Source organism: Flavobacterium branchiarum (assembly GCF_030409845.1).
In the GTDB taxonomy this organism is placed as follows: domain Bacteria; phylum Bacteroidota; class Bacteroidia; order Flavobacteriales; family Flavobacteriaceae; genus Flavobacterium; species Flavobacterium branchiarum.
This window is the reverse complement of sequence record NZ_JAUFQQ010000005.1, coordinates 2233263-2258825: the sequence shown is the minus strand read 5'-3', so window position 1 is coordinate 2258825 and position 25563 is coordinate 2233263. Positions and strand designations below refer to the sequence as shown.

At 32.8% G+C, this 25563-nt stretch carries 20 protein-coding genes; 6 read left to right on the top strand and 14 right to left on the bottom strand.

What is annotated here, in order from left to right:
• Positions 1-59 precede the first annotated feature (59 nt).
• Positions 60-1190: an Mrp/NBP35 family ATP-binding protein gene (locus tag QWY99_RS21735; protein WP_290268083.1), complete on the bottom strand. Its 1131-nt coding sequence runs from the start codon at positions 1188-1190 to the stop codon at positions 60-62.
• Between the two features lie 338 nt (positions 1191-1528).
• Between QWY99_RS21735 and QWY99_RS21730 the strand changes: the two genes are divergently transcribed.
• Positions 1529-3142 (top strand): L,D-transpeptidase family protein, encoded by a 1614-nt coding sequence (locus QWY99_RS21730; protein WP_290268081.1) that lies wholly within the window; start codon positions 1529-1531, stop codon positions 3140-3142.
• 155 nt (positions 3143-3297) lie between these two features.
• Here QWY99_RS21730 and QWY99_RS21725 read toward each other — a convergent pair whose 3' ends face one another.
• The 3 genes from QWY99_RS21725 to QWY99_RS21715 all read right to left on the bottom strand — a co-directional run bounded on the left by QWY99_RS21725 (position 3298) and on the right by QWY99_RS21715 (position 7865).
• Positions 3298-5727 carry an ABC transporter permease gene (locus QWY99_RS21725; protein ID WP_290268079.1) on the bottom strand — a complete coding sequence of 810 codons (2430 nt, stop codon included), beginning with the start codon at positions 5725-5727 and terminating at the stop codon, positions 3298-3300.
• Positions 5728-5854: 127 nt separating this feature from the next.
• Positions 5855-6556, bottom strand: coding sequence for an ABC transporter ATP-binding protein (locus QWY99_RS21720; protein WP_290268077.1), 702 nt, complete (start codon positions 6554-6556; stop codon positions 5855-5857).
• A 67-nt stretch (positions 6557-6623) separates the two neighbouring features.
• Positions 6624-7865 (bottom strand): efflux RND transporter periplasmic adaptor subunit, encoded by a 1242-nt coding sequence (locus QWY99_RS21715; protein ID WP_290268074.1) that lies wholly within the window; start codon positions 7863-7865, stop codon positions 6624-6626.
• Positions 7866-8023: 158 nt separating this feature from the next.
• Here QWY99_RS21715 and QWY99_RS21710 point away from each other — a divergent pair, with 158 nt between their 5' ends.
• Positions 8024-9373, top strand: a complete 1350-nt coding sequence (locus tag QWY99_RS21710; RefSeq protein WP_290268072.1) for a sigma-54-dependent transcriptional regulator — start codon at positions 8024-8026, stop codon at positions 9371-9373.
• Entirely contained in the window at positions 9373-10698 is a 1326-nt protein-coding gene (locus QWY99_RS21705) for a sensor histidine kinase (protein ID WP_290268070.1), read from the top strand. Before QWY99_RS21710 ends, QWY99_RS21705 begins: the two co-directional genes overlap by 1 nt.
• A 263-nt stretch (positions 10699-10961) precedes the next feature.
• Here QWY99_RS21705 and QWY99_RS21700 read toward each other — a convergent pair whose 3' ends face one another.
• The 4 genes from QWY99_RS21700 to QWY99_RS21685 all read right to left on the bottom strand — a co-directional run bounded on the left by QWY99_RS21700 (position 10962) and on the right by QWY99_RS21685 (position 13280).
• Positions 10962-11282 (bottom strand): MGMT family protein, encoded by a 321-nt coding sequence (locus tag QWY99_RS21700; RefSeq protein WP_290268068.1) that lies wholly within the window; start codon positions 11280-11282, stop codon positions 10962-10964.
• A 20-nt stretch (positions 11283-11302) separates the two neighbouring features.
• Positions 11303-11938 carry a LysE family transporter gene (locus QWY99_RS21695; RefSeq protein WP_290268065.1) on the bottom strand — a complete coding sequence of 212 codons (636 nt, stop codon included), beginning with the start codon at positions 11936-11938 and terminating at the stop codon, positions 11303-11305.
• Between the two features lie 51 nt (positions 11939-11989).
• A complete protein-coding gene (gene trmB / locus QWY99_RS21690) occupies positions 11990-12667 on the bottom strand; it encodes a tRNA (guanosine(46)-N7)-methyltransferase TrmB (RefSeq protein WP_039113764.1) in 678 nt (225 codons plus the stop codon).
• 121 nt (positions 12668-12788) lie between these two features.
• Complete coding sequence (locus QWY99_RS21685) at positions 12789-13280, bottom strand: nuclear transport factor 2 family protein (protein ID WP_290268060.1); 492 nt, start codon at positions 13278-13280, stop codon at positions 12789-12791.
• A 505-nt stretch (positions 13281-13785) separates the two neighbouring features.
• On the opposite strand from QWY99_RS21685, the gene QWY99_RS21680 reads away from it, so the two are divergent.
• Entirely contained in the window at positions 13786-14412 is a 627-nt protein-coding gene (locus tag QWY99_RS21680) for a hypothetical protein (protein WP_290268059.1), read from the top strand.
• Between the two features lie 93 nt (positions 14413-14505).
• Here QWY99_RS21680 and wrbA read toward each other — a convergent pair whose 3' ends face one another.
• Positions 14506-15672, bottom strand: coding sequence for an NAD(P)H:quinone oxidoreductase (gene wrbA / locus QWY99_RS21675; RefSeq protein WP_290268057.1), 1167 nt, complete (start codon positions 15670-15672; stop codon positions 14506-14508).
• 310 nt (positions 15673-15982) lie between these two features.
• On the opposite strand from wrbA, the gene QWY99_RS21670 reads away from it, so the two are divergent.
• Complete coding sequence (locus tag QWY99_RS21670; protein WP_290268054.1) at positions 15983-16639, top strand: oxidoreductase; 657 nt, start codon at positions 15983-15985, stop codon at positions 16637-16639.
• Between the two features lie 241 nt (positions 16640-16880).
• Here the strand turns inward: QWY99_RS21670 and QWY99_RS21665 are convergent, their stop codons facing one another.
• The gene (locus QWY99_RS21665) at positions 16881-17195 is read right to left on the bottom strand and encodes an HPF/RaiA family ribosome-associated protein (protein ID WP_290268052.1); all 315 of its coding nucleotides are present in this window, start codon (positions 17193-17195) and stop codon (positions 16881-16883) included.
• A 354-nt stretch (positions 17196-17549) separates the two neighbouring features.
• Between QWY99_RS21665 and QWY99_RS21660 the strand changes: the two genes are divergently transcribed.
• Positions 17550-17783, top strand: a complete 234-nt coding sequence (locus tag QWY99_RS21660; RefSeq protein WP_290268050.1) for a hypothetical protein — start codon at positions 17550-17552, stop codon at positions 17781-17783.
• Between the two features lie 245 nt (positions 17784-18028).
• Here QWY99_RS21660 and QWY99_RS21655 read toward each other — a convergent pair whose 3' ends face one another.
• The 4 genes from QWY99_RS21655 to QWY99_RS21640 all read right to left on the bottom strand — a co-directional run bounded on the left by QWY99_RS21655 (position 18029) and on the right by QWY99_RS21640 (position 25472).
• Positions 18029-18805: an HNH endonuclease gene (locus tag QWY99_RS21655; protein ID WP_290268048.1), complete on the bottom strand. Its 777-nt coding sequence runs from the start codon at positions 18803-18805 to the stop codon at positions 18029-18031.
• Positions 18806-18883: 78 nt separating this feature from the next.
• The gene (locus tag QWY99_RS21650) at positions 18884-21325 is read right to left on the bottom strand and encodes an AsmA family protein (protein WP_290268046.1); all 2442 of its coding nucleotides are present in this window, start codon (positions 21323-21325) and stop codon (positions 18884-18886) included.
• A 392-nt stretch (positions 21326-21717) separates the two neighbouring features.
• Complete coding sequence (locus QWY99_RS21645) at positions 21718-22743, bottom strand: Gfo/Idh/MocA family protein (RefSeq protein WP_290268044.1); 1026 nt, start codon at positions 22741-22743, stop codon at positions 21718-21720.
• Positions 22744-23372: 629 nt separating this feature from the next.
• Complete coding sequence (locus QWY99_RS21640) at positions 23373-25472, bottom strand: prolyl oligopeptidase family serine peptidase (RefSeq protein WP_379690420.1); 2100 nt, start codon at positions 25470-25472, stop codon at positions 23373-23375.
• Between the last annotated feature and the right edge of the window lie 91 nt (positions 25473-25563).

Sequence of the window (25563 nt, the reverse complement as noted above, 5' to 3'; positions counted from 1 at the left end):
TGGAAAATTTAAAACCTCCCGAACATTCTATTATCTAATTTTCTATTTATCTCAATTATCTAATTTTTCTTTACTGCAGAACATCCTGCCATTGTTGTGATTTTTATCGCTTCTGTTGCTGGTAAACCTTCATTACGACTTACCACTTCTTGCACTACGTTTCTAGTAATTTCTTCAAAAACAGTTTCAATTGCTGATCCCGTTTGTAGCGCTGCAGGACGTCCATAATCACCAGCCTCACGAATAGACTGTACAATTGGAACTTCTCCTAAGAAAGGAACGTCTAGATCTTCTGCTAAATTCTTAGCTCCTTCTTTTCCAAAGATATAATATTTATTATCAGGTAATTCCTCTGGTGTAAAATATGCCATATTTTCTATAATACCCAAAACTGGTACATTGATATTATCTTGCATAAACATTGAAACTCCTTTTTTCGCATCTGCTAAAGCTACTGCTTGAGGTGTACTTACTACAACCGCTCCAGTTATAGGAAGTGATTGCATGATTGAAAGATGAATATCTCCTGTTCCTGGAGGTAAATCAATTAACATAAAGTCTAATTCTCCCCAATCTGCATCAAAAATCATTTGATTTAAAGCTTTAGAAGCCATTGGACCTCTCCATATTACTGCTTGACTTGGTGCTGTAAAAAAACCAATAGAAAGCATTTTAACTTCATAACTTTCAATAGGCTTCATTTTTGACTTACCGTCAACTAAAATCGAAACTGGTTTTTCTGACTCAACATCAAACATAATTGGCATAGATGGACCGTAGACATCAGCATCTAAAACTCCAACCGAAAAACCCATCTTTGCTAATGTAACTGCTAAATTTGCCGTTACTGTCGATTTACCAACTCCACCTTTACCTGAAGCTACAGCAATAATATTTTTAATTCCCGGAATCGCACGACCTTTAATTTCGTTCTTTTCAGGAGTCTCAACTTTAATATTTACTTTAATTTTTGCATCTGCAGAAACTAAATCATGAATTGTCTTTTTAATATCGTCCTCTGCACGTTTTTTTATGTGCATAGCTGGTGTGTGTAAAACTAAGTCAACTACAACCTCATCACCAAATGTAATAACGTTTGCAACTGCTCCACTTTCAACCATATTCTTACCTTCTCCAGCTATAGTAATCGTCTCTAAAGCTTTAAGAATTTCTTTTCTGTCTAATTTCATTTTAACTTGCTATTTTCTATTGACAATAATCGCTTCAAAAACTATATTAATTTAAACCGATTTCGGATCACAAAGATAACTCATTAAGAGTTCTTATTCAAATGGTTTTAGATTGGATTTATTGATACGTTAATCGTTTGAACTTATTACTAAATCATTTTTTGATAAATTGATAAAATATTCAACCAACGAAGGTTTTGATTTTTCAGATCTCAAAAGAACTACTCAATAATATATAAAAATAATATTATTAAATATAGCATTCAAATTTTCCATACCTTTATTAAGACATTGAATATCAATATTTCTAAACTCGGTACTGTTTTAATCAAATAATTATGAGAAAAATTACTTTATTATCCACAATCCTCATGTTGGCTTTTACGTTGACTTCATTTAGCTCCAACAAAAAAAACATTAAATACAATGAATACCCATCATTTCAAACTATTCAGAAGAAAACGAATAGTAGTACAATACCCCTCGGAATCAACAATGCTACAATAACCACCTTCTTTAAAAACTATCCAAAATTCAACACTTATCAATCTGATGTAAATCAACTTTATAAAACTAGAAACTACAATATGATATGGTTCGAAAATGGCGAACTTATAGAATTTGCTCACTTACTATACCAAAAAGTAAACATGCTTGAAAAAGAGGGAGTAAAATCGACTGTACCTTACAGAGATCAAATTGATTTTATTTTTAACGAAACTGAAGCAAACAAACCTTCGCAATCTGATACAGAATTATTATTAACTTCATTATATGTCTTTTACACTAACAAAGTCTATGAAGGACTTGATGCTAAAAAAGTTCAGGATTTAGGATGGTTTTTACCTAAAAAAAGCATTTCTTATGACAAATTATTAGACTCGCTATTGGTTGATCCGAAGTTATTAGACAAAGGAAAAATAGGCCTATTTAGTCAATATTATAAATTGCGTGATGTTTTGGACAAATACCGACAAATTCAAAAAACTAATGATTGGGAACCAATAACTATGGATCCATCAATAGAAGTATTAAAACCATTGGACAGCTCTAAAGCCATTGGACAAATCAGACATCGCTTATTGGTACTTGGAGATATAAAACAAGACTCGAAAAGAAATGTATACGACCAAGAACTAATGGATGCTGTTTTAAATTATAAAAGAAAATATGGCTTAGCTTTAAATTACAAAATTGATGCAGAACAGATAAGTCAGATGAACGAACCTATCGAAGACCGAATAAGAACAATTATGCTTAATATGGAGCGTTGTCGATGGATTCCTGCAGAATTAGAAAAAGGAAAGGAGTATGTAATGGTAAACATTCCGTCTTACCGTTTATATTACGTAAAAGATGGAGCTAATGCATTAGTTTCGGATGTTTTTGTTGGATCTAGACTTAACAAGACTGTAATTTTTAGTAGTAAAATGGATCGAATCGTCTTTAGTCCTTATTGGACAGTTCCACAGAGTATTGTCAAAAATGAGCTAAAATCTTTAATAGCTTCTGATAAGAATTATTTAAAAGACCACAACATGGAGTGGTTCAATGGAACTATCAGACAAAAGCCAGGTCCTAACAATTCTTTGGGATTAGTAAAATTTTTATTTCCAAACCCAAATGACATCTACATGCACGACACTCCAGCCAAAAGCTTATTCTTGGCTCAAGATAGAGCATTTAGTCACGGTTGTATAAATGTTCAAAAGGCAAAAGAACTTGCTGTTACTATCCTAAAAGGCAATCCAGATTGGCCTATTGATCGTATTGATAACGCCATGAGTGGAGAAAAAGAAACAGTTTGTATGCTAAAAGATAAAATACCAGTTTACATTGGATACTTTACTGCTTGGGTTAATAACGAAGGTGAAATCAGTTTTTTCAAAGACGTATACGATAGAGACAAAAGTTTAGCTTCTTTATTATTTCCTGACAAAACAATAAACTAATTACACATCACTCTGATTTTCAAAACAAAACAACAGATAAACAACTACACTTCACCAGTTATTTTTAATTAATGGGTCCAAAAAAAGACCCGACCAGCAATTATGCTGTCGGGTCTGGGAACCAAAACTCAATTCTAATTAATTGCTCAGATTAATTATTCGTATTTAAGATATTTAAGAATATCTATTTTAGTTACTTGATATGCTTTTGCCAAAACAATTAGCAAAGTTAAAAGAAGTAATACAATTAATGCAACGATAAACGGTAAAATAGGAACATCAATTCTAAAAGCAAAATTCTCTAGCCATTTACTAAGAAAGAAATAGGCAGGAAATATACCAACTACAAAACCCAATAAACAAAAACCTATATATTGTTTTGACAATTCTCTAAGCAAAGCATCGGTTTCTGCACCGAGAGTCTTTCTTATTGCGATTTCTTTCAACCTTCTTTCCATCGAAAAAGATGCCAAAGCAAACAATCCAAAAATAGCAATTACAATCACAATAACATTAAGTACAAAGAACAAATTCTTTTGCTTAACCTGTTCCTTATATGTTTTTGCAAATGTTTTATCTACAAATTGATAATTAAAAGGATAATCAGAATTAACATTCTTTTTCCAATAAGCCTCTAATGAAGCTAGCGTTTCAGTCAGGTTTTCTGGTGAAACTTTTATATATATGTTATCAAAGTTATTCCATTTTAGGGTTTTAACGCTAACAAAAATCATGGGCGGAACTTTACTTTGAAGCCCACTAACATGAAAATCTTTTACTACACCCACAATTTTAAATTTCATATTCCCTTCACTATTTCCCCAACCAGAACTAATGATTGTGTTTATCGGATTTTTAAGATTTAAAGCCTTAGCACAAGTTTCGTTTATCAACCAATTGCTTATTGTATCAGATGCGTATTGAGATGACAAATCCCTACCTTTCAGTATTTTAATTTTCATCATTTCAAGAAAACCAAAATCCATTTCGATATTTCTTGGTTGCACAAAAATACCGTTATGTGTAAATCCAGAACTAGAATTCGTCCCATTACCAAAACTACCTGCAAAGGTCGAAACGTTTTGCACACCATTCATTTTCATTAATTCTTGTTTGGTCGTAAAATACTTCTCTAATCGTCTATCACGGTCTTGATAATTAAACGAAACACTAATAACTTGATCTCCGCTAAAACCTAAATCTTTATTCATCATGTAATTAACCTGAAAATAAACGATAAGCGCCCCAACAATAAAAAAGGTTGCGATAACAAACTGAAAAACAAGCATTGCATTTCGTACCCATATCCCACTTTTACTTCTTGAAAAATTTCCCTTTAAAACTTTTAGGGTTTCAAAATTTGAAATATAAATCGCTGGAAATATACCAGCAAGAAGTATTACCAATACAAAAATCATAATAATTTCTAAATAAAACTCACTACCGTTCATCGTCAAGTTTTTACCCAAAAAGTCATTATAAAACGGCAAAGACAATTCTACTATTGCTAAAGCAAAAAGAATAGCCAAAACAACAATTATGGCTGTTTCGAATATAAACTGTAATACGATTTGAGATTTATTTGCTCCAACAATTTTTCGGACTCCAACTTCTTTGGCTCTTTTAATTGCAGATGCTGTTGCCAAATTAATATAGTTCACCAAAGACAACGCTAGAATAAGCACAGACAAACCTACCATTATATACAATAACTGAAGATTACCTCTCCCTTCAGGAAAATTCATTGGAGCACTTGATTTTGTACCATGAAGTCGTGCCGTTTTTAATTGGTCTAGAATAACTTCGGTTTCTCCATTTTCTTTCACATATTGCTCAACTGTCTGCCCGCTTTCTTTAGCATCTTTTAGTGTTCGATTTACAAAATTTACATTTTGCATTTTCTTTAAAACACTTCCGGCGTCGGCACCCTTTTTCAACTTTACGCACAATGTATAGTTGAAGTTTCCCCAACTATCCATGTCATGTTCTTTCAAAAGGCCTCCAAAAACATAATTAGGCTCAATAGAAGACGGTCTAATGATTTTATAAACAGCTTTTACGATAAAAATTTTACCATCATTAGTAATCGTTTTCCCAATTGGATCTTCATTCTTGAAAACTACTTTAGCCTCATCTTCTGAAATTGCAACACTATTTTTTTCTTTCAGGATATCTTTCTTAGCTCCTTTGATAATCGGAAACGGAAAGGCATCAAAAAAATCATAATCAGCAACTATAATTTTTTTTCCCATCCATTTTTGATTCTCATATTTAAGTATGTCTTCATAATACCAGCCATCAAAGAAACAGATCGATTCGATTTCTGGAATTGTAGCCTTACAGGTTTTCCCAAACGGAATAGAACTAGAAGCCCAAATGTCACCAGTTGCACCTAACTTATTAAGAACTTGAAATACATTCTCCTTTTCTGGATTCCATTGATCATATGAATTCTCATTATTCCAGTATAGTATTGCAAAAATAACTCCTGCAATTCCTATGCTTAATCCTAATACATTTAAAAACGAAAACAGTTTGTTTTGCTTTAAATGGTAAACAAATATTTTTATCCAGTTAAGTATCATTTTTGTTATTTATGATTTAGTTTGATTGATTCTTTGATTGATTAGTCTACAAAAATTTATAAAAACAACGTTTTACAAAATTCTAGCACTACTATAATTACCATTGTTATTAATTTTATCACGATTTCTATACTTTAAAAACATCTACATTTCTTTGATTTAATCTTTCCGAAAAAATAACCCCATCTTTCATGTGGATTGTTTTTTGCGAAAAAGAAGCGTCGTAATCTGAATGCGTCACCATAAGTATTGTTGCTCCTTTGGCATGCAAATCAGTTAAAAGTTCCATAACTTCATTACCATTTTTACTATCTAAATTCCCTGTTGGCTCATCGGCCAAAATTATCTTAGGATCATTTACTAAAGCTCTAGCAACTGCAACGCGTTGTTGTTGTCCTCCTGAAAGTTGTTGCGGAAAATGCTTTAACCGATGAGAGATATTCAACTTCTCTGCAATCGCTTCCACCTTTTGTTTTCTATCAGATGACTTCACATTATTATAAATTAAAGGCAACTCTATATTATCATAAACTGAAAGCTCATCAATCAGGTTGAAGTTTTGAAAAATAAATCCAATATTTTCTTTACGAACAGCAGCTCTTCCTTTCTCTTTAAGACCAATCATTTCGTTATCTAATAGTTTATAACTACCACCACTTGCACTATCCAAAAGCCCGATTATGTTCAACAAAGTAGACTTCCCACAGCCCGAAGGTCCCATGATAGTTAAAAAATCTCCTTTTTTTATTTTCAAATTAATCCCGCTTAATGCTGCTGTTTCTACTTCTTCTGTTCTAAAAACCCTGGTTAAATCTTGTATTGTTATCATATTTTTTAAAATAATTAGTTGTGTTGATTGTGTTTTTTGATTGATGATTGAACGCTATTTTTATTACTTATTTTTTTATTGAAAGCTCCTCTATATCCTTATAATCCGAATAAGAAGAAGTTATTACTTTATCACCTTCTTTTAATCCGCTTAAAACTTCATAATACGAAGGATTTTCTCTACCCAATTTAATTGCTCTTCTCTCCGCTTTATTCCCATTTACAACAAAAATCCATTTTCCTGCTGTTTCCTGATTAAAGCTTCCTTTTTGCAAAACAAGAATTTTATTTCTTTCTGATAAAATTAATTTTATTCCAAAACTTAATCCATCCTGCAAAGCAATTTGATCTTTAGAAACGAAATTTAATTCAACCGAAAAATGACCACTTTTAACCTCTGGAATTACTTTTGTCACAATTACCTCTAAAGTTTTTCCTTGATAATCGACTTGTCCTTTTAGCCCTTCGCGCATTTTTTCTAAATAAAATTCATCTACTTCTGCTACCAATTTATAACCTTGTCTAGAATCTATTCTACCAATACTTTCTCCTGCTTGAAAAGTCTTTCCTAAAACAGGCTGAAATGAAGTTAACCTTCCTGATTCTGGTGCTGTTATTAAGAAGTTCTTTTTATTATTTCTCAAAATATCCAAACTCATTTCCATTGTTTGAATCGAACGATTGATTTGTGAAATCTGTAATTGATTTGTTTGCTTCTCTTTCTGAATGCTTTGCTGAATTGTTTTTCTTCGTTCATCCTGAAAACGTAAACTTTCCTTAAATGCATTCCAATCATTTCTAGAAATCACGTCCTTTTCATATAATTTCGAATTCATATCGTACAAACGCTTTGCATCATTATAATCATGTTCGATAGAAACTAAATCTTTTGTCAAGTTCAATTCTTGATTTCTGATATTCAATTTCCCTGTATTCAGATTATTAATCTGCTCAATAATTGCTGTTTCTTGTGTAAGGTAATTAAGTTCCGTGTTTGGATTATACAATCGAGCCAGTGATTGCCCTTTCGTAACTGTTGCTCCATTTTCAACAAATATTTCTTTAACAGATCCACCTTCGGTTACGTTAACCAACATAACATTTAAAGGCTCCACTTTTGCTTGAAAGACCATAAAATCTTCGAAGAAATCTCTTTCAACAGTTTTTACAATCAATTCACCTTCCTTAACATTGAGGCTTCTTTTTTTGTTAAAAGAAAAAAAGACTATTACTGCTAATGCTAAAAAAGCACTGATTCCTATTGCCAGATACCTAATTTTTTTACTTTTACGAGGAATTACTTTGTCCATGTTGTTTAATAGTTTACTGATTACCAATAGGTAAATACTGTGCCAAAAGAATTATGTTTTGTAAAGCCTTGATTTGCATAGCCATTTTGAATTTACAAAAAAACTTACTGTTCGATAATGAACAGTTGACCGTTCACAACCGAACAAAATAACATACCATGCGAAAAAAACAAGCCAATATATTAGTTGTCGATGATCAGGAAGAAATTCTTTTTTCGGTAAAAATGATCTTGAAAAAACAGTTTGAATCCATTTTTACGACGAATGACCCAAAAAAAATCATCTCGCTGTTATCCGAAAACCCAATTGATGTGGTTTTATTAGACATGAACTATCGCATTGGTTTTGAAGATGGACGCGAAGGAATTCATTGGCTTAAAGAAATCAAACTATTATCACCGCAAACAGTTGTTATCTTAATGACTGGTTTCGGAAAGATTGAAACTGCTGTAGAAGGCATAAAAATAGGTGCTTTTGATTATGTTTTAAAACCTTGGAACAACGAAAAACTACTGACAACAATTGACAATGCAGTAAATGAAAGTCGAAAAAAATCAAAGAAGCAACTAGTAAAACCAGAAGAAAAAAAGTATTTCACTGGATCTTCTGATAAAATAAAACGAGCCTATACAATTGCTGATAAAGTTGCAAAAACGGATGCTAATGTGCTTATTTTAGGAGAAAACGGAACTGGTAAATTTGTTTTCGCACAGCATATACATCAAAATTCACAACGAAAAGATAAGCCATTCGTCCATGTTGATTTAGGTTCGTTAAGTGATAATTTATTCGAAAGCGAACTATTTGGCTATGCCAAAGGTGCATTTACAGATGCCCAAACAGATACTCCTGGACGATTTGAAACTGCTTCTGACGGAACTATTTTTCTTGACGAAATAGGAAACATCCCTTTGCATCTACAAGCAAAACTATTACATGTTTTACAAACCAAATCGGTTATTCGCTTAGGTGAAAGTAAAGTCAGACCTTTAAACGTGCGCATAATAGCCGCAACTAATAGCGACATAAAAGCCGAAGTAAACGACAAAACATTTCGTGAAGATTTATTGTATCGAATTAATACAATGGAAATTACCTTGCCGGCTTTGCGTGAACGAAAAGATGATATCGCACCAATGGCCGAGCATCTTCTTAATGAAATTAAAGAGAAATACAATCAACCCGATATTGTTTTCGACACTAATATTGCTAAACATCTAGAGAATTATCCTTGGAAGGGAAATGTCCGAGAAATGGAAAACAAAATAGAAAGAGCCTTAATACTATCCGAAAATAATATTATTACTGTAAATGATTTAGACATTCTTGATTTTGATGAATTCTTGATTGATGACGAAAATCCTTTATCTGAAATGGAGAAAAATGCTATTGAAAAATCTTTACTTAAGAACAACAGAAACATTAGTAAAACTGCCGAAGAATTAGGATTATCAAGAGCTTCTCTCTACCGAAGAATTGAAAAATATGGTTTAAAAAATATCGAATAATGAAAAACTGGAAATTTTACAATCTCTTATTTTTACGGGTTTTTATTGTTATAATAATCCTTTTTGCATCGTTATATCTTGTACAAAAAGAATTCTACTATAACAGCATTTTGGTAGCTGTTGCGCTTATTATTGCTTTGATAGAAATGTATTCTTTTATCAAAGCAAAGACTAATTTTTACGACAAGACAATCCTTTCTATTCTTCAAAATGATTATTCAACTAATTTTCCTGAAGAAGAAAAAAAAGGTAGTTTTAAAAATCTCGCTCTTTTATACTCTACTTTAAAAGAAAAACAACAGGAACAAACTTCAAAGGAATTGATTTATCGCTCTATTTTAAACAATATAGATACCGCTACTTTGATTCTAGAAAGAGACAACAACGATTGGAACATTTTCCTGATGAATGATTATTTCTCCTCCTTGTTTAATGTCCCTAAAGTAAGTCATTGGAATTACCTTAAAAATCACCTTCCATCACTTTGTGATGAGATTGAGAGTACTCATTTTAGCGAAATAAAAACAGCAATTAGTGTCAAAATTGAACAACAAGATTTGCAAACTTTCACGCTACAAACTTCGCTCACAAAATCATTAAACAAAGAATACTATATCATTTTACTAGATAGCATTCAGCGTGTTATTGACAAAAAAGAAAAAGAAGCTTGGATTACTTTAATGAAAGTTATATCTCATGAGTTGATGAATTCTTTAACTCCGATTCGCTCACTCTCGCAAAATTTACTTCAAATAATCGGTCAAGAAAAACTAGAAGAGGACGACTTTGACGATATTAAAAATAGCATATCTACTATCATAAACCGAAGCGATCATTTACAAGTATTCGTAGAAAACTACCGAAAACTAACCATGTTACCTACTCCAAACAAACTGCCTACATCTATCAATTCTCTTTTTGGCGATTGCATAAAAATCATGTCACCAATTTTAAAAGAACAAGGAATTGAATTAATAAACGATATCGACAGTTCCCGTAATATTCTGATTGATAAAAGTCAGATGGAGCAAGTAATCATCAACTTGATTACCAATAGTATTTTTGCTTTAAAAGAAAGACAGGAGAAAAAAATATTCTTATCAGCATTAACAGAGAACAATCGTTTTTTCATTACAATTTCCGATACCGGAAAAGGAATTGATCCTGAAATAAGAAATAAAATATTCCTTCCATTTTTCACAACCCGAAAAGAAGGGGCTGGTATCGGTCTGACACTTTCAAAGAATATTATTGAAGCTCACGGTGGCTACTTAAGTTATCAAACCGATGAGAATAGAACAAATTTTGTGATTTGCCTTATTTAGACTTCTTAGATTTTTAGACATACTTAGACTTCTTAGCTTCTTCAGTTTGCAGTAATCCTCAGCAGTGACAGCAGAGAACTTGAAAACTCAAACTGAATACTGAGACTGAATACTGAGACTGAATACTGAGACTGAATACTGAATACTGAGACTGAATACTGAGACTGAATACTGAGACTAAATACTGAGACTAAATACTGAAAACTGCGACTGAAAACCGAGACTAAATACTGAGACTAAATACTGAGACTGAAAACTGAAGACTAAAAATCCGGTTTCCAAAAGTGTTTTTCGAAATCGACTATTTGGTTGTCAACGACTTCAATGCCTTCGCTTTCGAGTAATTGTTGCATTAAGTTTGTTCCGTCAAAATGATGTTTACCACTAAGTAAGCCTTTTCTATTTACAACACGATGTGCAGGAACATCGTCCCTATTATGACAAGCATTCATTGCCCAACCCACCATTCTTGCTGAACGTGCTGTTCCCAATGCTTTTGCTATAGCGCCATACGAAGTTACTTTTCCGTAAGGAATCTGCCTTACTATCACATATACCCTTTCGAAAAAATTATCCTCTGCCATGGCTTTATTTTAAGTGAAATCTAAGCGAAATAATATCGTACGATATTGAAAAGTGTAATTATCGAAATTACACCTGTGATGCTTCCGATAATGATATTCATGTTTTTAAGTATATAATCTGTTTTCTGCTCTATCTTTTGGAAGAAAGCAATATAACAGTAAAAAACGGTAAACGATCCCAAAACGGATCCCGTTACAAACACCGATATAAAATAGTTTTCGAACACAAACAATTTATACGAAGCCAGTGTAACACTAACAAATACATAATACGGAATTGGGAAAAAATTAAGCGCTGAAAGTAACATTCCTAAAAAGAAACGGCTTTTCTTACTGTTATTTTTAATCTTATTTTTTTTCTTTTTAGGCTCTTTTGCAATCCAAAGAAAGTAGATTGTCAAAATAGCAAAGATTATAAATCCAATTTCGCGCAATAACAGTACAACATCAGGTCGCTGATCAATAATCCTTGCCGATAAAATCGCCAAATAAACTTGACAGAAGATAATAAGCACTGCGCCTACAACAAACCACAAGGCATTTTTTTTCCCTTCTTTTAAATTCACTTTGGCTGCCGTCATGTTTATTAATCCTGGCGGAATAATACCAATAAAAGCCGTAATAAAACCTAAAATTAAGGGAATAATAAATGTCATGCGCTACGTATCATGTATTAAAAAATGGGCATTGGGGAATGTAAAAAAGAACTACGCTTTAATTTTAAAACGAATATACGTAATTGCCTTATTAATTTCTAAGTATTGCTTCTCATAAAATGTTTGAAAAGCAGTTACCTCTTCTGGGCTTCCCTCGTTTACATACACATTATGGTTGGCATACAAAACCTCATGTCCTTCTCCATGTAACAACCCTAAGGTGTAACCATGCATAAATTCACTATCGGTTTTTAAATTTACAACACCATCTTTTTTAAGGATTTTTTTATACAACTGTAAAAATTCCGAATTAGTCATTCGGTGCTTTGTACGTTTGTATTTTATTTGTGGATCTGGAAAAGTAATCCAGATTTCATCTACTTCATTTTCGGCAAAAATATGGTTTATCAATTCGATTTGAGTACGGATAAAAGCAACATTATGCAAACCTGTTTCTACAGCAGTTTTTGCACCACGCCAGAAACGAGCTCCTTTTATATCGATTCCAATAAAATTCTTATTTGGATATCTCTCTGCTAATCCTACTGAATATTCTCCTTTTCCACAACCTAACTCAAGTACCAACGGATTATCATTCTTAAAGAAGTCTTTGTTCCATTTCCCTTTGTGAGGAAATAAATCGCCTACAACTTCTTCTCTCGTTGGTTGAAAAACGTTATCAAATGTTTCGTTTTCCTTGAATCTCTTTAGTTTATTTTTACTTCCCACTTTTTTACAAATATTTCGGCAAAATTAAGGAATATAAACGAATGAATCGCATCTGATTTCAAAAATGAAAAAAACCACATCAAATCCCTCTTTCTTGAACATCTAAAAACAAACTCTTTATTTACTTTTTCTTTAATTTAGTAATTAGAACATCTTCAATAGGAGCCTTAATTTTAATAATTTCATCCACATTATCATTCGGAATAGTCATAGACAGGACATAATGCTTTACTTTCCATTCTTTTCCTTCTTTTACCATAACTCCAGATCCACGACAAATTTTCATTTGAGTATCAAGTAACTCATCAAACCAAGCCGTTTTTCCTGTTGCATCAAAAAACACATGACGTTCTAATGCTGTAAAATTCCAAGCTTTGCCTTTATCAAAAAAAGGCTTCGCCCAAACTTTAAAATCGGCTTTGTTCCAATTCTCGGTAGCATCTGTACCTATAAAAATTGCATCATTTGCCATCAAAGCAAAATAAGGTTCAAAACTAGCATCTCCCGCAGCTTTGTGCCAAGCATCGAGCGTTTTATTAATTTTATCAGTGTCTGATGTTTGTGCTTCCGCAAAAGATGTAACGAATAACAGTAGAACGATTAATTTTTTCATAGTATTTAGTATAATTAGTTTTTAGTTTCTCTTTAGACTTCTTAGATACCTAAGCAGTCGCAGTATTCAGTTTTCAGTCACAGCCCAGAACTTGAAACAAAATAGCAGTCGCAGTATTCAGTCTCAGTTTCAGTTTGCAGTCACAGCCCAGAACTTGAAACAAAAATAAACAATATCAGTATTCAGTCTCAGTTTGCAGTCACAGCCCAGAACTTGAAACAAAATAGCAGTCGCAGTAATCAGTCTCAGTCTCAGTCACAGTTTGCAGTCACAGTCGAGAACCTGAAACAAATAGCAGTCGCAGTATTCAGTCTCAGTCTCAGTTTGCAGTCACAGTATAAAACCTTAAACTTAAATATTTTTACATTACCTACAATAATTTAATCACATAAAAAAAAATCATTCTAATCCTTTTAATCTGTGGCTAAACTTCTTTTTAACAAAGAGCTATTACAAAATTTATTAAAAAAACGAGTATATTTGAGAACTTTAAAATTACTTACTCATGAATTCGAAAATCTTTATAAGCTCGTTAATCATTTCTTCATTTCTTTTTGCTTCTTGCAAAAAAGAGTTAGAACCTCAAGAAAGCACTCCTGCTTCTGAATTGGTAAAATTAGGATTGGCTCAAGACACGACTAAAGCAAATTCGGTAGTTCAAGCTCCGGCACCAACAGCAAACCCAAACACCGTTATGGGTGCTACAGGAGGACTTAATCCTGCTCACGGGCAACCGGGTCACCGTTGCGACATTGAAGTTGGAGCTCCTTTAAATTCTGCTGCTCCAGCACAAGCAACACAGCAAATGACAACTACAACTCAAACTGCTCCTACAGCAGTAGTAACAAATACAGCAACTGCGCAACCAACAACAACTACTGCCAAAGGAATGAATCCTCCGCATGGACAAAAAGGACACCGTTGTGATATTGCTGTTGGCGCACCATTAAATTCCGTTGCTGCTACTCCAAAAGCAACAACACAATCTGAATCGGGTACGGTAAGTCAACAAATGGCTGTTCCACTTCCTGCACCAAATAGCGAGCCAACCGCACCAGGAATGAATCCACCACACGGACAAGAAGGTCACCGTTGTGATATTGCAGTAGGTGCAGCGCTACCAAAATCATAAACTAGCGATTTTAATCGGCTTAACATAAAACAAAAACCCGAATACACTTAAATGATGTATTCGGGTTTTGTCTTTTTATTCTGAAAGATATCCTTATTCGATTTCGAAAATAGCTTGAATTTCTACTGCTGAATTTACTGGTAAAGAACCTGCACCAATTGTTGCTCTTGCATGTTTTCCTTTTTCTCCAAAAACTAATGCTGTTAAATTAGAAGCCGAATTCATAATTCCTGCATGTCCTGTATATTCTGGAGTTGTATTAAAATATCCTGTTAACTGCACACATTGTTTTACTTTATTCAAATCGCCTCCACAAGCTACTTTCAATACTGCAATAACATTTAGCATTGTTTGATATGTTGCTTCCTTAGCTTGCTCATCGGTAACTGTTGTACCAATTCTACCCGGATGTAATATCTTTCCATCTTTTAACGCAACTTGGTTGATGTAAACTTTATTGTTCGAAATTGTATATGGAACATAATTTCCAACTGGCATTGGAGCTTCTGGAATCACGATATTATTATCTTTTAATACTTTATTGACATCAAAACCTACTTTAGTTTCTGCCGAAGTCCCTTTTAGCATTTTAGCACTTTCTGTATTTTTCAATCCCGAAGCAACTCTTGCCAAAGCTTTACCTTGTTCTTTAGCCAAATTCAATTCGCTAGCAGAAGGTCTTGTTCCTGTTGATCCAGCCAATGAAGTTGCTCCAAAAGGCGTGTTTCCTTGTGGAACTGTTTTATCCAAAGTTGCTGTTCCCATAATTCCTGTTGGTACAATTACCATTCCGTGTGATGCAAGGATGTTCCAAAAAGACAAAATCGCTGCTTCTTTTCCTGCTCCTGATCCAGCCGACATAAAAACTGTTGCTGGTTTTCCTTCTAAAACTCTTGATGTCCAAATCGGAATACTTTTACTGAAAAAGTAACTCATATCGGCACTGATATTAGCAAAGTGAACCGGACTTCCAAAAGCTATTCCGTCGTAATTAGCCAATTCTTCGATTGTTGCAATTGGCAATTTCTCAACCTCAGCTGTCAATTTTTCCTTTGGATTGATTGAAGGAACTCTTTTTATTGTTGCTTTTGTATTTGGATACTCCTGAATTCCCTCTGCCATTGCTTTTGCCATTTTATACGTTCCTCCACTTTGTGAATGTATAAGAACCAAAACGTTTGTATCTGGTGTTTTAACTTGTGCATTTGCACCAAAACCTATAAAAATTAGGGTTAACAATGCTAGTAATTGCTTTTTCATGAATTTATTTTAAATGATTTATTATTCGATATCTCAAAATTAAGTCGCTTATATCTTACATATAATACACTTCCTTTTTGGGACTACAAAATTACTTCTTACAATCACGAAAAGCGTTATTATTTTCTTAATTGATTTATAAAGTTTTGTTTTAGAAGATTAAAAACCTAACAAAGTCGTTTCAATCCTAAATATTAAAATACTAGGTTGTTGTTTTTGCCACTGATTAAAGGTTTAAAAAAGATTAATCAATCTAATCTGTGAAATCTGTGGCAAAAATTTATAACTTCGAAAAACAAATTTATCTATTATGAAAAAAGCGATTTTATACGGAGCAAGCGGATTAGTTGGATCTTATATTCTTGAGGATCTTCTTAAGAGTCCCAATTATGAGCAGATAACAATTGTTGTAAGGAAAGATTTAAACATTCAACATCCGAAACTAAAAACGCTTATAGCAGATTTTCATTCCTTACCCGAAGTTGCAAAAGATATCGCAGTAGATGAAATTTTTATTGCTCTTGGAAGTACCCAAAAGAAAACTCCCGATAAAAAAATCTATTATCAGATTGATCATGATTACCCTTTACTATCAGCAAAACTAGCAAAAGAGAATGGTGCAAAAGCTGTTTTTCTAGTTTCAGCAGTTGGAGCAAATCCTAATTCATCTGTTTTTTACACTAAACTAAAGGGAGAAACGGAACAAGATATTATTAGTTTAGATTTTGATCATACATTTATCTTTCGACCATCTATGATTTTAGGTAATAGAAAAGAGAATCGCCCTCTTGAAAAGGTTTTCATAACGCTATTTAAATTCATCAATCCTTTGTTCATGGGCAACCTAAGTAAATACAAAGGCATTGAAGCAAGTGATATAGCCAAAGCGATGGTAAATAGTATTAATCATCATGATGACAAGGTTAAAATTTTTCATTGGAAAGACATGAACGCTTTATTAAAATAAAAAATGGCATTATCTAAATTTAAGATAATGCCATTTTTAAATTATTGTAACCGTTATTTTAACACATAGGAACATAGCTTAACAAAGTCTAAAAAAAGACGTTTCACTTAAAATAAATACACATAAGCTATGCGAAAAAAATATTTTTCTTAAATCATCTTTGATTATCAATTCTATTCCAATACCTATCAGAACTATGTCTCTATGTGTTAAATAACATTTTTTAATTATTGTATATAAATTAATACTCTTTCATTTTTTCGAAAGCTGTAGTAAGTGATTTTTTAACTTTACTCAAAGCACCGTTAAAAGCTTTTTCAAGCGTATCGGCATGCTCAGTAGCTGTAATAGGCTGTAATTTTACTGGACGAACTTCAATCACACATTTTTTATCGTTCAGACTAAATTTCTCTCCGTTTTCGTCTCCAAAATGCACTTCGATGCGTGTAACCTTGTCTTCAAAACGTGCTAACGATTTATTTAATTCGCCAGAGAAATAAGCTTCTAATCTCTCGTGTCCTTCTATGTTTTTGTCGGTGTTGATTTGAATTTTCATCTTACTATATATTTAATGTTTGTTTCTCAAAGCTATCAAAATTTGAACAAAAAAACGAAGAAGTTAATAAAACATTAAGAAAATAATTCCATTTTTTTTCGCCCAATATTATCATTCCGACGAAGGAGAAATCACACAAGAAATGCTACAATAATAGATCTACTAAATTGTAAGAAATACATTTAATTGGCTCCCCTTTTTTTGATACCTTTGCAGTCCTAAACACAAAGATCATGAACTCAGAAAAACTTTTGCCCGTGCGGTACGGTGGCAGTATTGGAAACAACTGCAACGCTCTTTGTGGCGTAGGACATCTAACCTGTGCGGGTTTTATATTTCCTAAATACAAAGATTATGAGTACAAACACCCTTTCAAAAGAAACAGAATTGAGGTTAACTGAGTTTTTCAACAATTCAATTGCCCCTCAAGACATGGCAAAAACAATTAGACAAATAAATCACATGCTTTCGCTAAGTCTAATGCGAGAATGCGAAACCCTTCAACTCGAAAAATCAACCCTCGAAAATAGTTTCTATTGGTTAAATGAACTAGCCGAAATTTTAAATCCTTATCTGGATACCGAATAACAAAAAAAGCCACTGTGAAGTGGCTTTTTTTGCTTTATAATATTTTTCGTGTATTTTGTTATTCTGATATATAAAGATTTTCTCTTAGTAACTCCACAAAGATTGTGGAATTTCTTGTGGAGATTTCTCCTGCGTCGAAAAGACAAGATTGGGGAAGTATTTTGTAGAGTTAGTTGCTTGCAAATCTGCGCAGAATTGTCATTTCGAAGAATGAGAAATCTTCGCGAGTAACTCCGTAATAATTATCAAACCAAAGAATTAAAAATCGTATCAAGATGATATTCAAGAAATTCTTTTCGCGGTGTAATATGAGCAGATATTATTTTTTGATTTTCGATTTTACTAAAATATCTATCAAAAAATTCTGTTCCTTTTTTCTTTTTAATTCTATCAGAGAATATTATTTCGTGATTTAAATCTATCGCAATTAATCCTTTATCAAAAGCTTTATCATAAAGTGCCGAAAAACAAATTCCGTTTTCAGGATTTAACCGATGCTCTTCATTTTTAGACCAAGGTATTATATGACTAGCTAACAAAAGCTCTGGAACATCAATTCCTGTAATTGCACATTTATTATTGTAATTAGATAAAACCATTTGCCTAAAAACAGATTGATTTACTCTCGTCTTTACTACTCTAGTAACATCTTCTCCTTTTAAGTCTTTTACATCAAAAAGTATCTCTTCAAATTTCTTTTCGATTGTAACATTCTCTTTTTTGGCAAGAATTTGTTCACTCAAGAAAACCAATTCCTCTTGATTATTAAAAAATTCATTCCAAATAGGCTGTACTTGATTCATTCCGTTTTTCAAACCAGTAATTCCTCTATTAATATGAAAAGGGTCAATACTAGCAAAATTACCTAATCTCATTACAATTGAGGCAGGAGTTCTATTAATAAGATTTGCTAATTCAATTATTCGGGGATTACTTGAATGTGTTTTTCCAAAAGCAATTTTCAAGTATAAATTGAAAGCTAATATTAATTCTTCGCGTGTCCACAATTTTTTTGGATCCATTTTTTATTATGATGATTGCATTCAAATATAGATTTTATTATTCTTATTTGAAGTTGTTTTTTCATTTATAAAATACCCTTACTTATCTTTCCTCCCCCATTTTATTTTTATTTTCCCTCCTTCGTCTACGGCTAGTAAATGCAAAACGATTCCTCGGTTGCGAATGGCATCTCGCTCTTCTTTGGTAGCTAGTTTGGTATCATTTTTAGAATTTCGGAGTGGAACTGTCATCGCTAGCTTGGTATTGTTTCCGATGGAATAAACTCCTTCGACATCGAAATTTAAAACACTCGAACTCACTCTTAAATCTACCACATCAATATCATGTCCTCTAACAACTAGGTTTCCTGCCAAATCACTGAATGTAATATTTTTTACATCTCGAAACGGAAATGCAAACTTTCCAATTTTTACAATTGGTTCAAAGTTTACCAAAGCACCATTATTGACATTAAAACTAACATTTCCTGTTGCCGATTTTGGTACTAAATCTCCTTTAGCATCCATTAGCCCATCAATATTTGCTTTGGTTGTTAATTTTCCTTTTATATCATTTGCCTCAAATGACTTGATATCGAAGTTATTGAATGAAGTCAGAAAACTGGTAATATCTACATTATTTACCTGTGCATTTGACTGTAGCTTATACTTATTCCCGATTGGATTCAAGACTCCCGAGAAAGCAACCGTTCCTCCTGATGTTTTCAAAAATCCATTTTGGACTGTTACATTTGAATTGGTTAGTTTTATTGTTGCCTTGGCATTTGAAGCCGTTAGTTTTCCGTAAACCAACTTATCTAAATTTAGTTGCAATGCAACTTGACATTTATTTATAACTGTATGTAGCTGATCTGAAAAATTCTGATGATTGGCTGTGCTTTTTGCAACTTGTTTCTTTTGTTGCGTTGCAGCAATCACTCCTATAAACTGTTTTATATCGATACTTGGACTAGAAATCTTCCAATCGATTAACATCTTTTCGGGAGCATCATAATACAGATTCAAGAAGTTATCGACTCTTCCTTCTACATAAACGGTATTGTGTCGGTCTTTGAATGCAAATTTTTTAATTAAAAGTGCTTGTTCCGTAAAGTCCAACTGTATGTTTGTTTTTTCAAAATTAAGTCCTTTCGGAATATACTTTAAACTGGCATTGGCTACTCGAACGCTTCCTATAAATTTGGGTTTTCTAAAGTACAAATCGACGATATCACATTCGAATTTAAAATCGACTTTGGCTTGACCGTTTGAAAAACGCATTAAATTACTATCGATTATACTATTGAGATTTGTAACATCAAAATTGGCTTTTAATATCCCTGTTCCAACTGGTTTATCCAGATTATGTATCATTGCATCTGAAATCACAAAAGCCATTTTGTTATAGGCTCCTTTAAAATCTTTTATTATTATAGCCGAATTAGCATCTTCACAACCCAATTCTTCTTTGAATATATTCGTGAATTTTCCGTTGAAGCTACAATCTGAAATAGAACCATCTGGAATATGCAGTTCATTATTTTCTACTACAGCTGTTACATTAATTTTGGGATCTCCTTCAGAATCAAAATCTCCATCAAGAATACATCTTACATCAATTGGCTTTTTTAAATCGTAAAAAATTAGTTTTGAACTAATATTATTGACCAATAAATTGGTGGCATCTTTCCAAAGAATCTTTGTTTTTATGTCAATCAAGAAATTAGAAGTTCCCTTACCTACATCAAAACTGGATTTAACATCAAATTTATCTCCTCCTATTGCTAATCCATCAACATTGGCTGTGATTTTATTTTGATCTAATTTATAATCAACTGCTATGATTCCTCTAATTCGTTTGTCTTTGGCAAAGCTTCCTTTTTCTGTATTAAACGCCATGCTTTTTACATTTGTATCTACAAAAACATTGGTTTGCCAATTGTCGCCATCATAATTAATTTTGGCTTTTAGTGCCATTACCTCAAAATCAAACAACTTATTTCGCGGTTTGTTTTCGGAAATAAAATGCACATTGGTCATACTAATTTCATCGACCAATGTTGTTTTTGTACTTTCGTTTGTTTCTTTTTTCGGCTTCTTCCTAAAAATATCTGTGTTTGTTATTCCGTTTGGACCATTGTATAAATCGAGTGTTGCGCTATTTATTTCGATTTTATGAAAGTCAATTTTATCAGATAGCAAACTCATGACATTTAATCGTACTTCTATTTCTTTTGCTACTAGAAATGTTCTCTTGTGCTCTGCCCACAAACTGTCTTTTAGCTCAACATCTTTTAAGGCTAAAGTAAGATTTGGAAACCCCGTGAGAAACTTGTACTGAATATCTCCAATATGAATTTTCCCGCTGATGTTATCATTTATCTTATTGTTTATTTTAGAGACAATTTCGGCTTTGTTATTACTAAAGTAAAATGCTAATCCGCCTGACGCTATTAGCACCAAACCAATAAGTCCCAAGAAAAACAAAGCAACACGCTTGGCATACTTTTTAAAAGAGGCTGACTGAAGAAATTGTTTCATTGATATGTGGATTTGTAAAGTAGTATTAAAGATAACCTAAAACGGAAGAAACAACACTATTTACTTACATATATTGTGAGAAGAAAGAAGAAAGAGGAAAGAGAATAGAAAAAAGAGTAAAGAGGAAAGAGTAAAGAGGAAAGAGGAAAGAGAACTGATAATAGAAAAAAGAATAAAGATTCAAGATGTGAGATGAAAGATGAAAGATGTGAAAAGTAAGACGTGTGATGTGAGGTACAGAAGTCAGAAGAAAAATGAAATGTAAAATGGGAGATTGAGAGATGCAAACCTCAACATTCCACTCTTCTGTTTCAACCTCTACATACTACCCTTCTGTTTTAACATCTCATCTTTCTTCTTGCTTCTTTTCTCTTTTTTCTATTTTCTATTCTCTATTTTCTTTTCTCTATTTTCTTTTCTCTATTTTCTTTTCTCTTTTCTCTAAATTCTTTTAAAACTTCATCCATCACCCAATTAGTTCTTGAAGCCGAAACTCCATTAGACGGGCAACCCGGATTACCTAATAATTCTTGTACTACTGTTTCGATAAGTGGTTGCTGAATATGTATTGGGTTTTCTATCGGGAAGCTTTCAATTTTTCCATCTTTATCCTCGAATACTACTGGATCAGTACCAAAGGTTGAAAAGGAGATCTTTCCTTTATCGCCTACAATTTCGACTTTATCTTCTCGTTTGTAACTGGCAAAATTCCACAAACCAGTACCGTGAATTCCGTTTTCGAACAAAAACGACATTGAGACACTATCTTCGGCTGGATACGCCAAAAGTTGCGATGTAGCATGACCACGAACTGACTTAATTGGACCGAAAACAAAATCTAGAAAATCTAATGTGTGACACGCTAAGTCAACAAATATTCCTCCACCAGAAATATGCGGTAAAACTGTCCAAGGCAAATTAATTTCATCGTCGTATCTTGCTTCAAAAGAATGATATAAAACACAATTTACATGTCTTGGTGTTCCAATTGCTCCAGTATCGATTAGCTCTTTGATTTTTAAAAAACGGGGCAAACATCTGCGATAATAAGCCACAAACAAAGGCACATTGTTTTCTTTGCAAGCTTGTATCATTTCGTTGCATTCTTCAAAATTCATTGCCATTGGTTTTTCGACATATACAGGTTTTCCCACTTTGGCACATAAAAGCGTATATTCTTTATGCGATGATGGTGGTGTTGCAATATAAACAGCATCTACCTCTGGATCATTTATTAAATCTATTGCATCCGAATACCATTTGACTACATTATGACGCTTTGCATAGTCCTCGGCCAATTTTGCATCCCGACGCATTACTGCAACCAAAGCGGAGTTTTTTACTTTCTGAAATGCTGGCCCACTCTTAACTTCGGTCACATTACCACAGCCTATAATTCCCCATCTGATAATTTCCATTCTTTGTTTTTTTAGTTAATTCAAATTTAAGCGAAAAAGGTTTATTTAAAAAAGTTAGCCACTAATTCCCGAATTATTTTTTGCCACAGATTAAAGGATTAAATGAATTAATCTTTGAAAACCATCTTAATCTGTGGCAAGAAAAAAACTTTTTACAGAATTCTTTAAATCAAATATTGTACAAAAAAACACTCGAATTGACTCGAATTAAAACTTTACGAGTTTACCGGCTAATTTTTTGCCACAGATTAAAGTATTAAATGGATTAATCTGTGAAAATCATATTAATCTGTGAAAACCATATTAATCTGTGGCTGAAAAATAACTTTTTACAGAATTCTATAAATCCAATATTGCACAAAAAAACACTCGAATTGACTCGAATTAAAACTTCACGAGTTTAGCTGCTGAATTTTTTGCCACAGATTAAAGTATTAAATGGATTAATCTGTGAAAATCATATTAATCTGTGGCAAGAAAAAAACTTTTTATAGAATTCTTTAAATCCAATATTGCACAAAAAAAACACGGATCTCTCTAATTACTGCTAATTAGTGAAATCCGTGTTAGTATTAAATTAACCACAAATAAATTAATCTGTGAAAATCATCTTAACCTATGGCTAAAAATTATTTTTTAGGTAATTCTTTGAATCCCATATTGTACAATGTAAATGCCTGAATATCGACATTTTCTTGAATTGTAGCTGCTACAGATTTTCCTGCTCCATGTCCTGCTTTTACATCGATACGAATTAAAACTGGATTGTCTCCTGTTTGTTTTTCTTGTAATTCGGCTGCAAATTTAAAACTATGTGCTGGCACTACTCTATCATCATGATCTCCTGTAGTTACCATAGTTGCTGGGTAATGAACTCCTTTTTTTACAGTATGAACTGGTGAATATCCTTTGATATATTCAAACATTTCTTTGCTATCTTGAGATGTTCCGTAATCGTATGCCCATCCTGCTCCTGCTGTAAATGTATGGTAACGTAACATATCCATAACTCCTACTGCTGGTAAAGCCACTTTCATTAATTCTGGACGTTGTGTCATTGTTGCTCCTACTAATAATCCTCCGTTTGAACCTCCGCGAATTGCTAAGAAATCTGAAGATGTATATTTTTGAGCGATAAGATATTCAGCTGCTGCAATGAAATCATCAAATACATTTTGCTTTTGCATTTTTGTTCCTGCATCATGCCATTTTTTACCGTATTCTCCTCCTCCACGAAGATTTGGAACTGCATAAACTCCACCGTTTTCCATCCAAACTGCGTTAGCAATATTAAATGATGGCGTTAAGCTTGCATTAAACCCTCCGTAACCATATAAAATGGTTGGGTTTTTACCGTTTAATTTTAATCCTTTTTTATAAGTGATAATCATTGGAACTTTTGTTCCGTCTTTTGAAGTATAAAATACTTGTTTTGATTCGTAATCAGCGCTTTTGAAATCAACTTTAGGTTGCTGATAAACTACTGATTTTCCTGTTTTAACATCCAAAGAATAAATAGTTCCTGGAATTGTGTAATTGGTAAATGAGTAGTACACAACTTTATCGTCTTTTTCTCCACTAAAACCACCTGCTGTTCCTACCGCTGGCAATTTGATCTCACGGATTAATTTTCCTGTGTAGTCATATTGTTTTACTACAGAAACGGCATCTTTCATGTATTTTGCAAAGAAATAGCCTCCTCCTGTTGATGGTGACAATACATTATCTGTTTCTGCAATAAAGTTTTTCCAGTTTTCTGGTTTTGCATTATTTGCATCAACTGTTACAATACGTTTGTTTGGTGCATTTAAATCAGTTTCGATAAACAATTTTGATCCTTCGTTTTCGATTACTGAATTAGCGCTTTTAAAATTATCTACAATAGTAACAATTGGACTATTTTCTTTAGTTAAATCTTTAATGTACAACTCATTTCCGTAAGTAGAATTCGCCGCTGTGATAATTAAATATTTCATATCATCGGTTACAGAACCTCCAACATATCTTCTTTTTTGATCTGCTCCAAAAATAACTTTATCGTCTTTTTGAGGTGTTCCTAGTTTATGGAAGTACAATTTATGTTGATCTGTTTTAGCAGACAATTCACTTCCTTTTGGTTTCTCATAACTAGAATAGTAAAATCCTTCGTTTCCTTTCCAAGAGATACCACTAAACTTTACGTCTACCAAAGTATCTTCTAGAATTTTACGTGTTTGTGCGTTTATGATAATTACTTTTCTCCAATCGCTTCCTCCCTCAGAAATAGAGTATGCTGCGATGGTTCCGTCTTTAGTAAAATCTAATCCTCCTAACGATGTGGTTCCGTCTTTTGAGAATGTATTTGGATCTAAGAAAACCTCATCTTTACCATTTTCTCCTTTTCTATAAACTACAGATTGATTTTGCAAACCGTTATTTTTAGAATAATAAGTAGCTTTTCCTTTTACAGAAGGTGCTCCAATTTTTTCATAGTTCCATAGTTTCTCCATTCGTTTTTTTAATTCATCACGAAAAGGAATTTGGTCTAAATACGCATAGGTAACTTTATTCTGTGCTTTTACCCAAGCAGCTGTTTCTTCAGATTTATCATCTTCTAACCAACGATATGGATCGCTAATTTTTGCATCAAAATAAGTATCAACAACATCTCCCTTTTTTGTTTCAGGATATTTAATTGAACTTGATTTTTGACTTTGTCCAAACGCCACTGTAGTTGCGGTTATAGCCATTAGAATACTAATTTTTTTCATTTTTATACAATTTGGTTTTTAACAAAAATAGCTAATTTTTCTATCTAATTAATATAAAAAGCGCCAACTA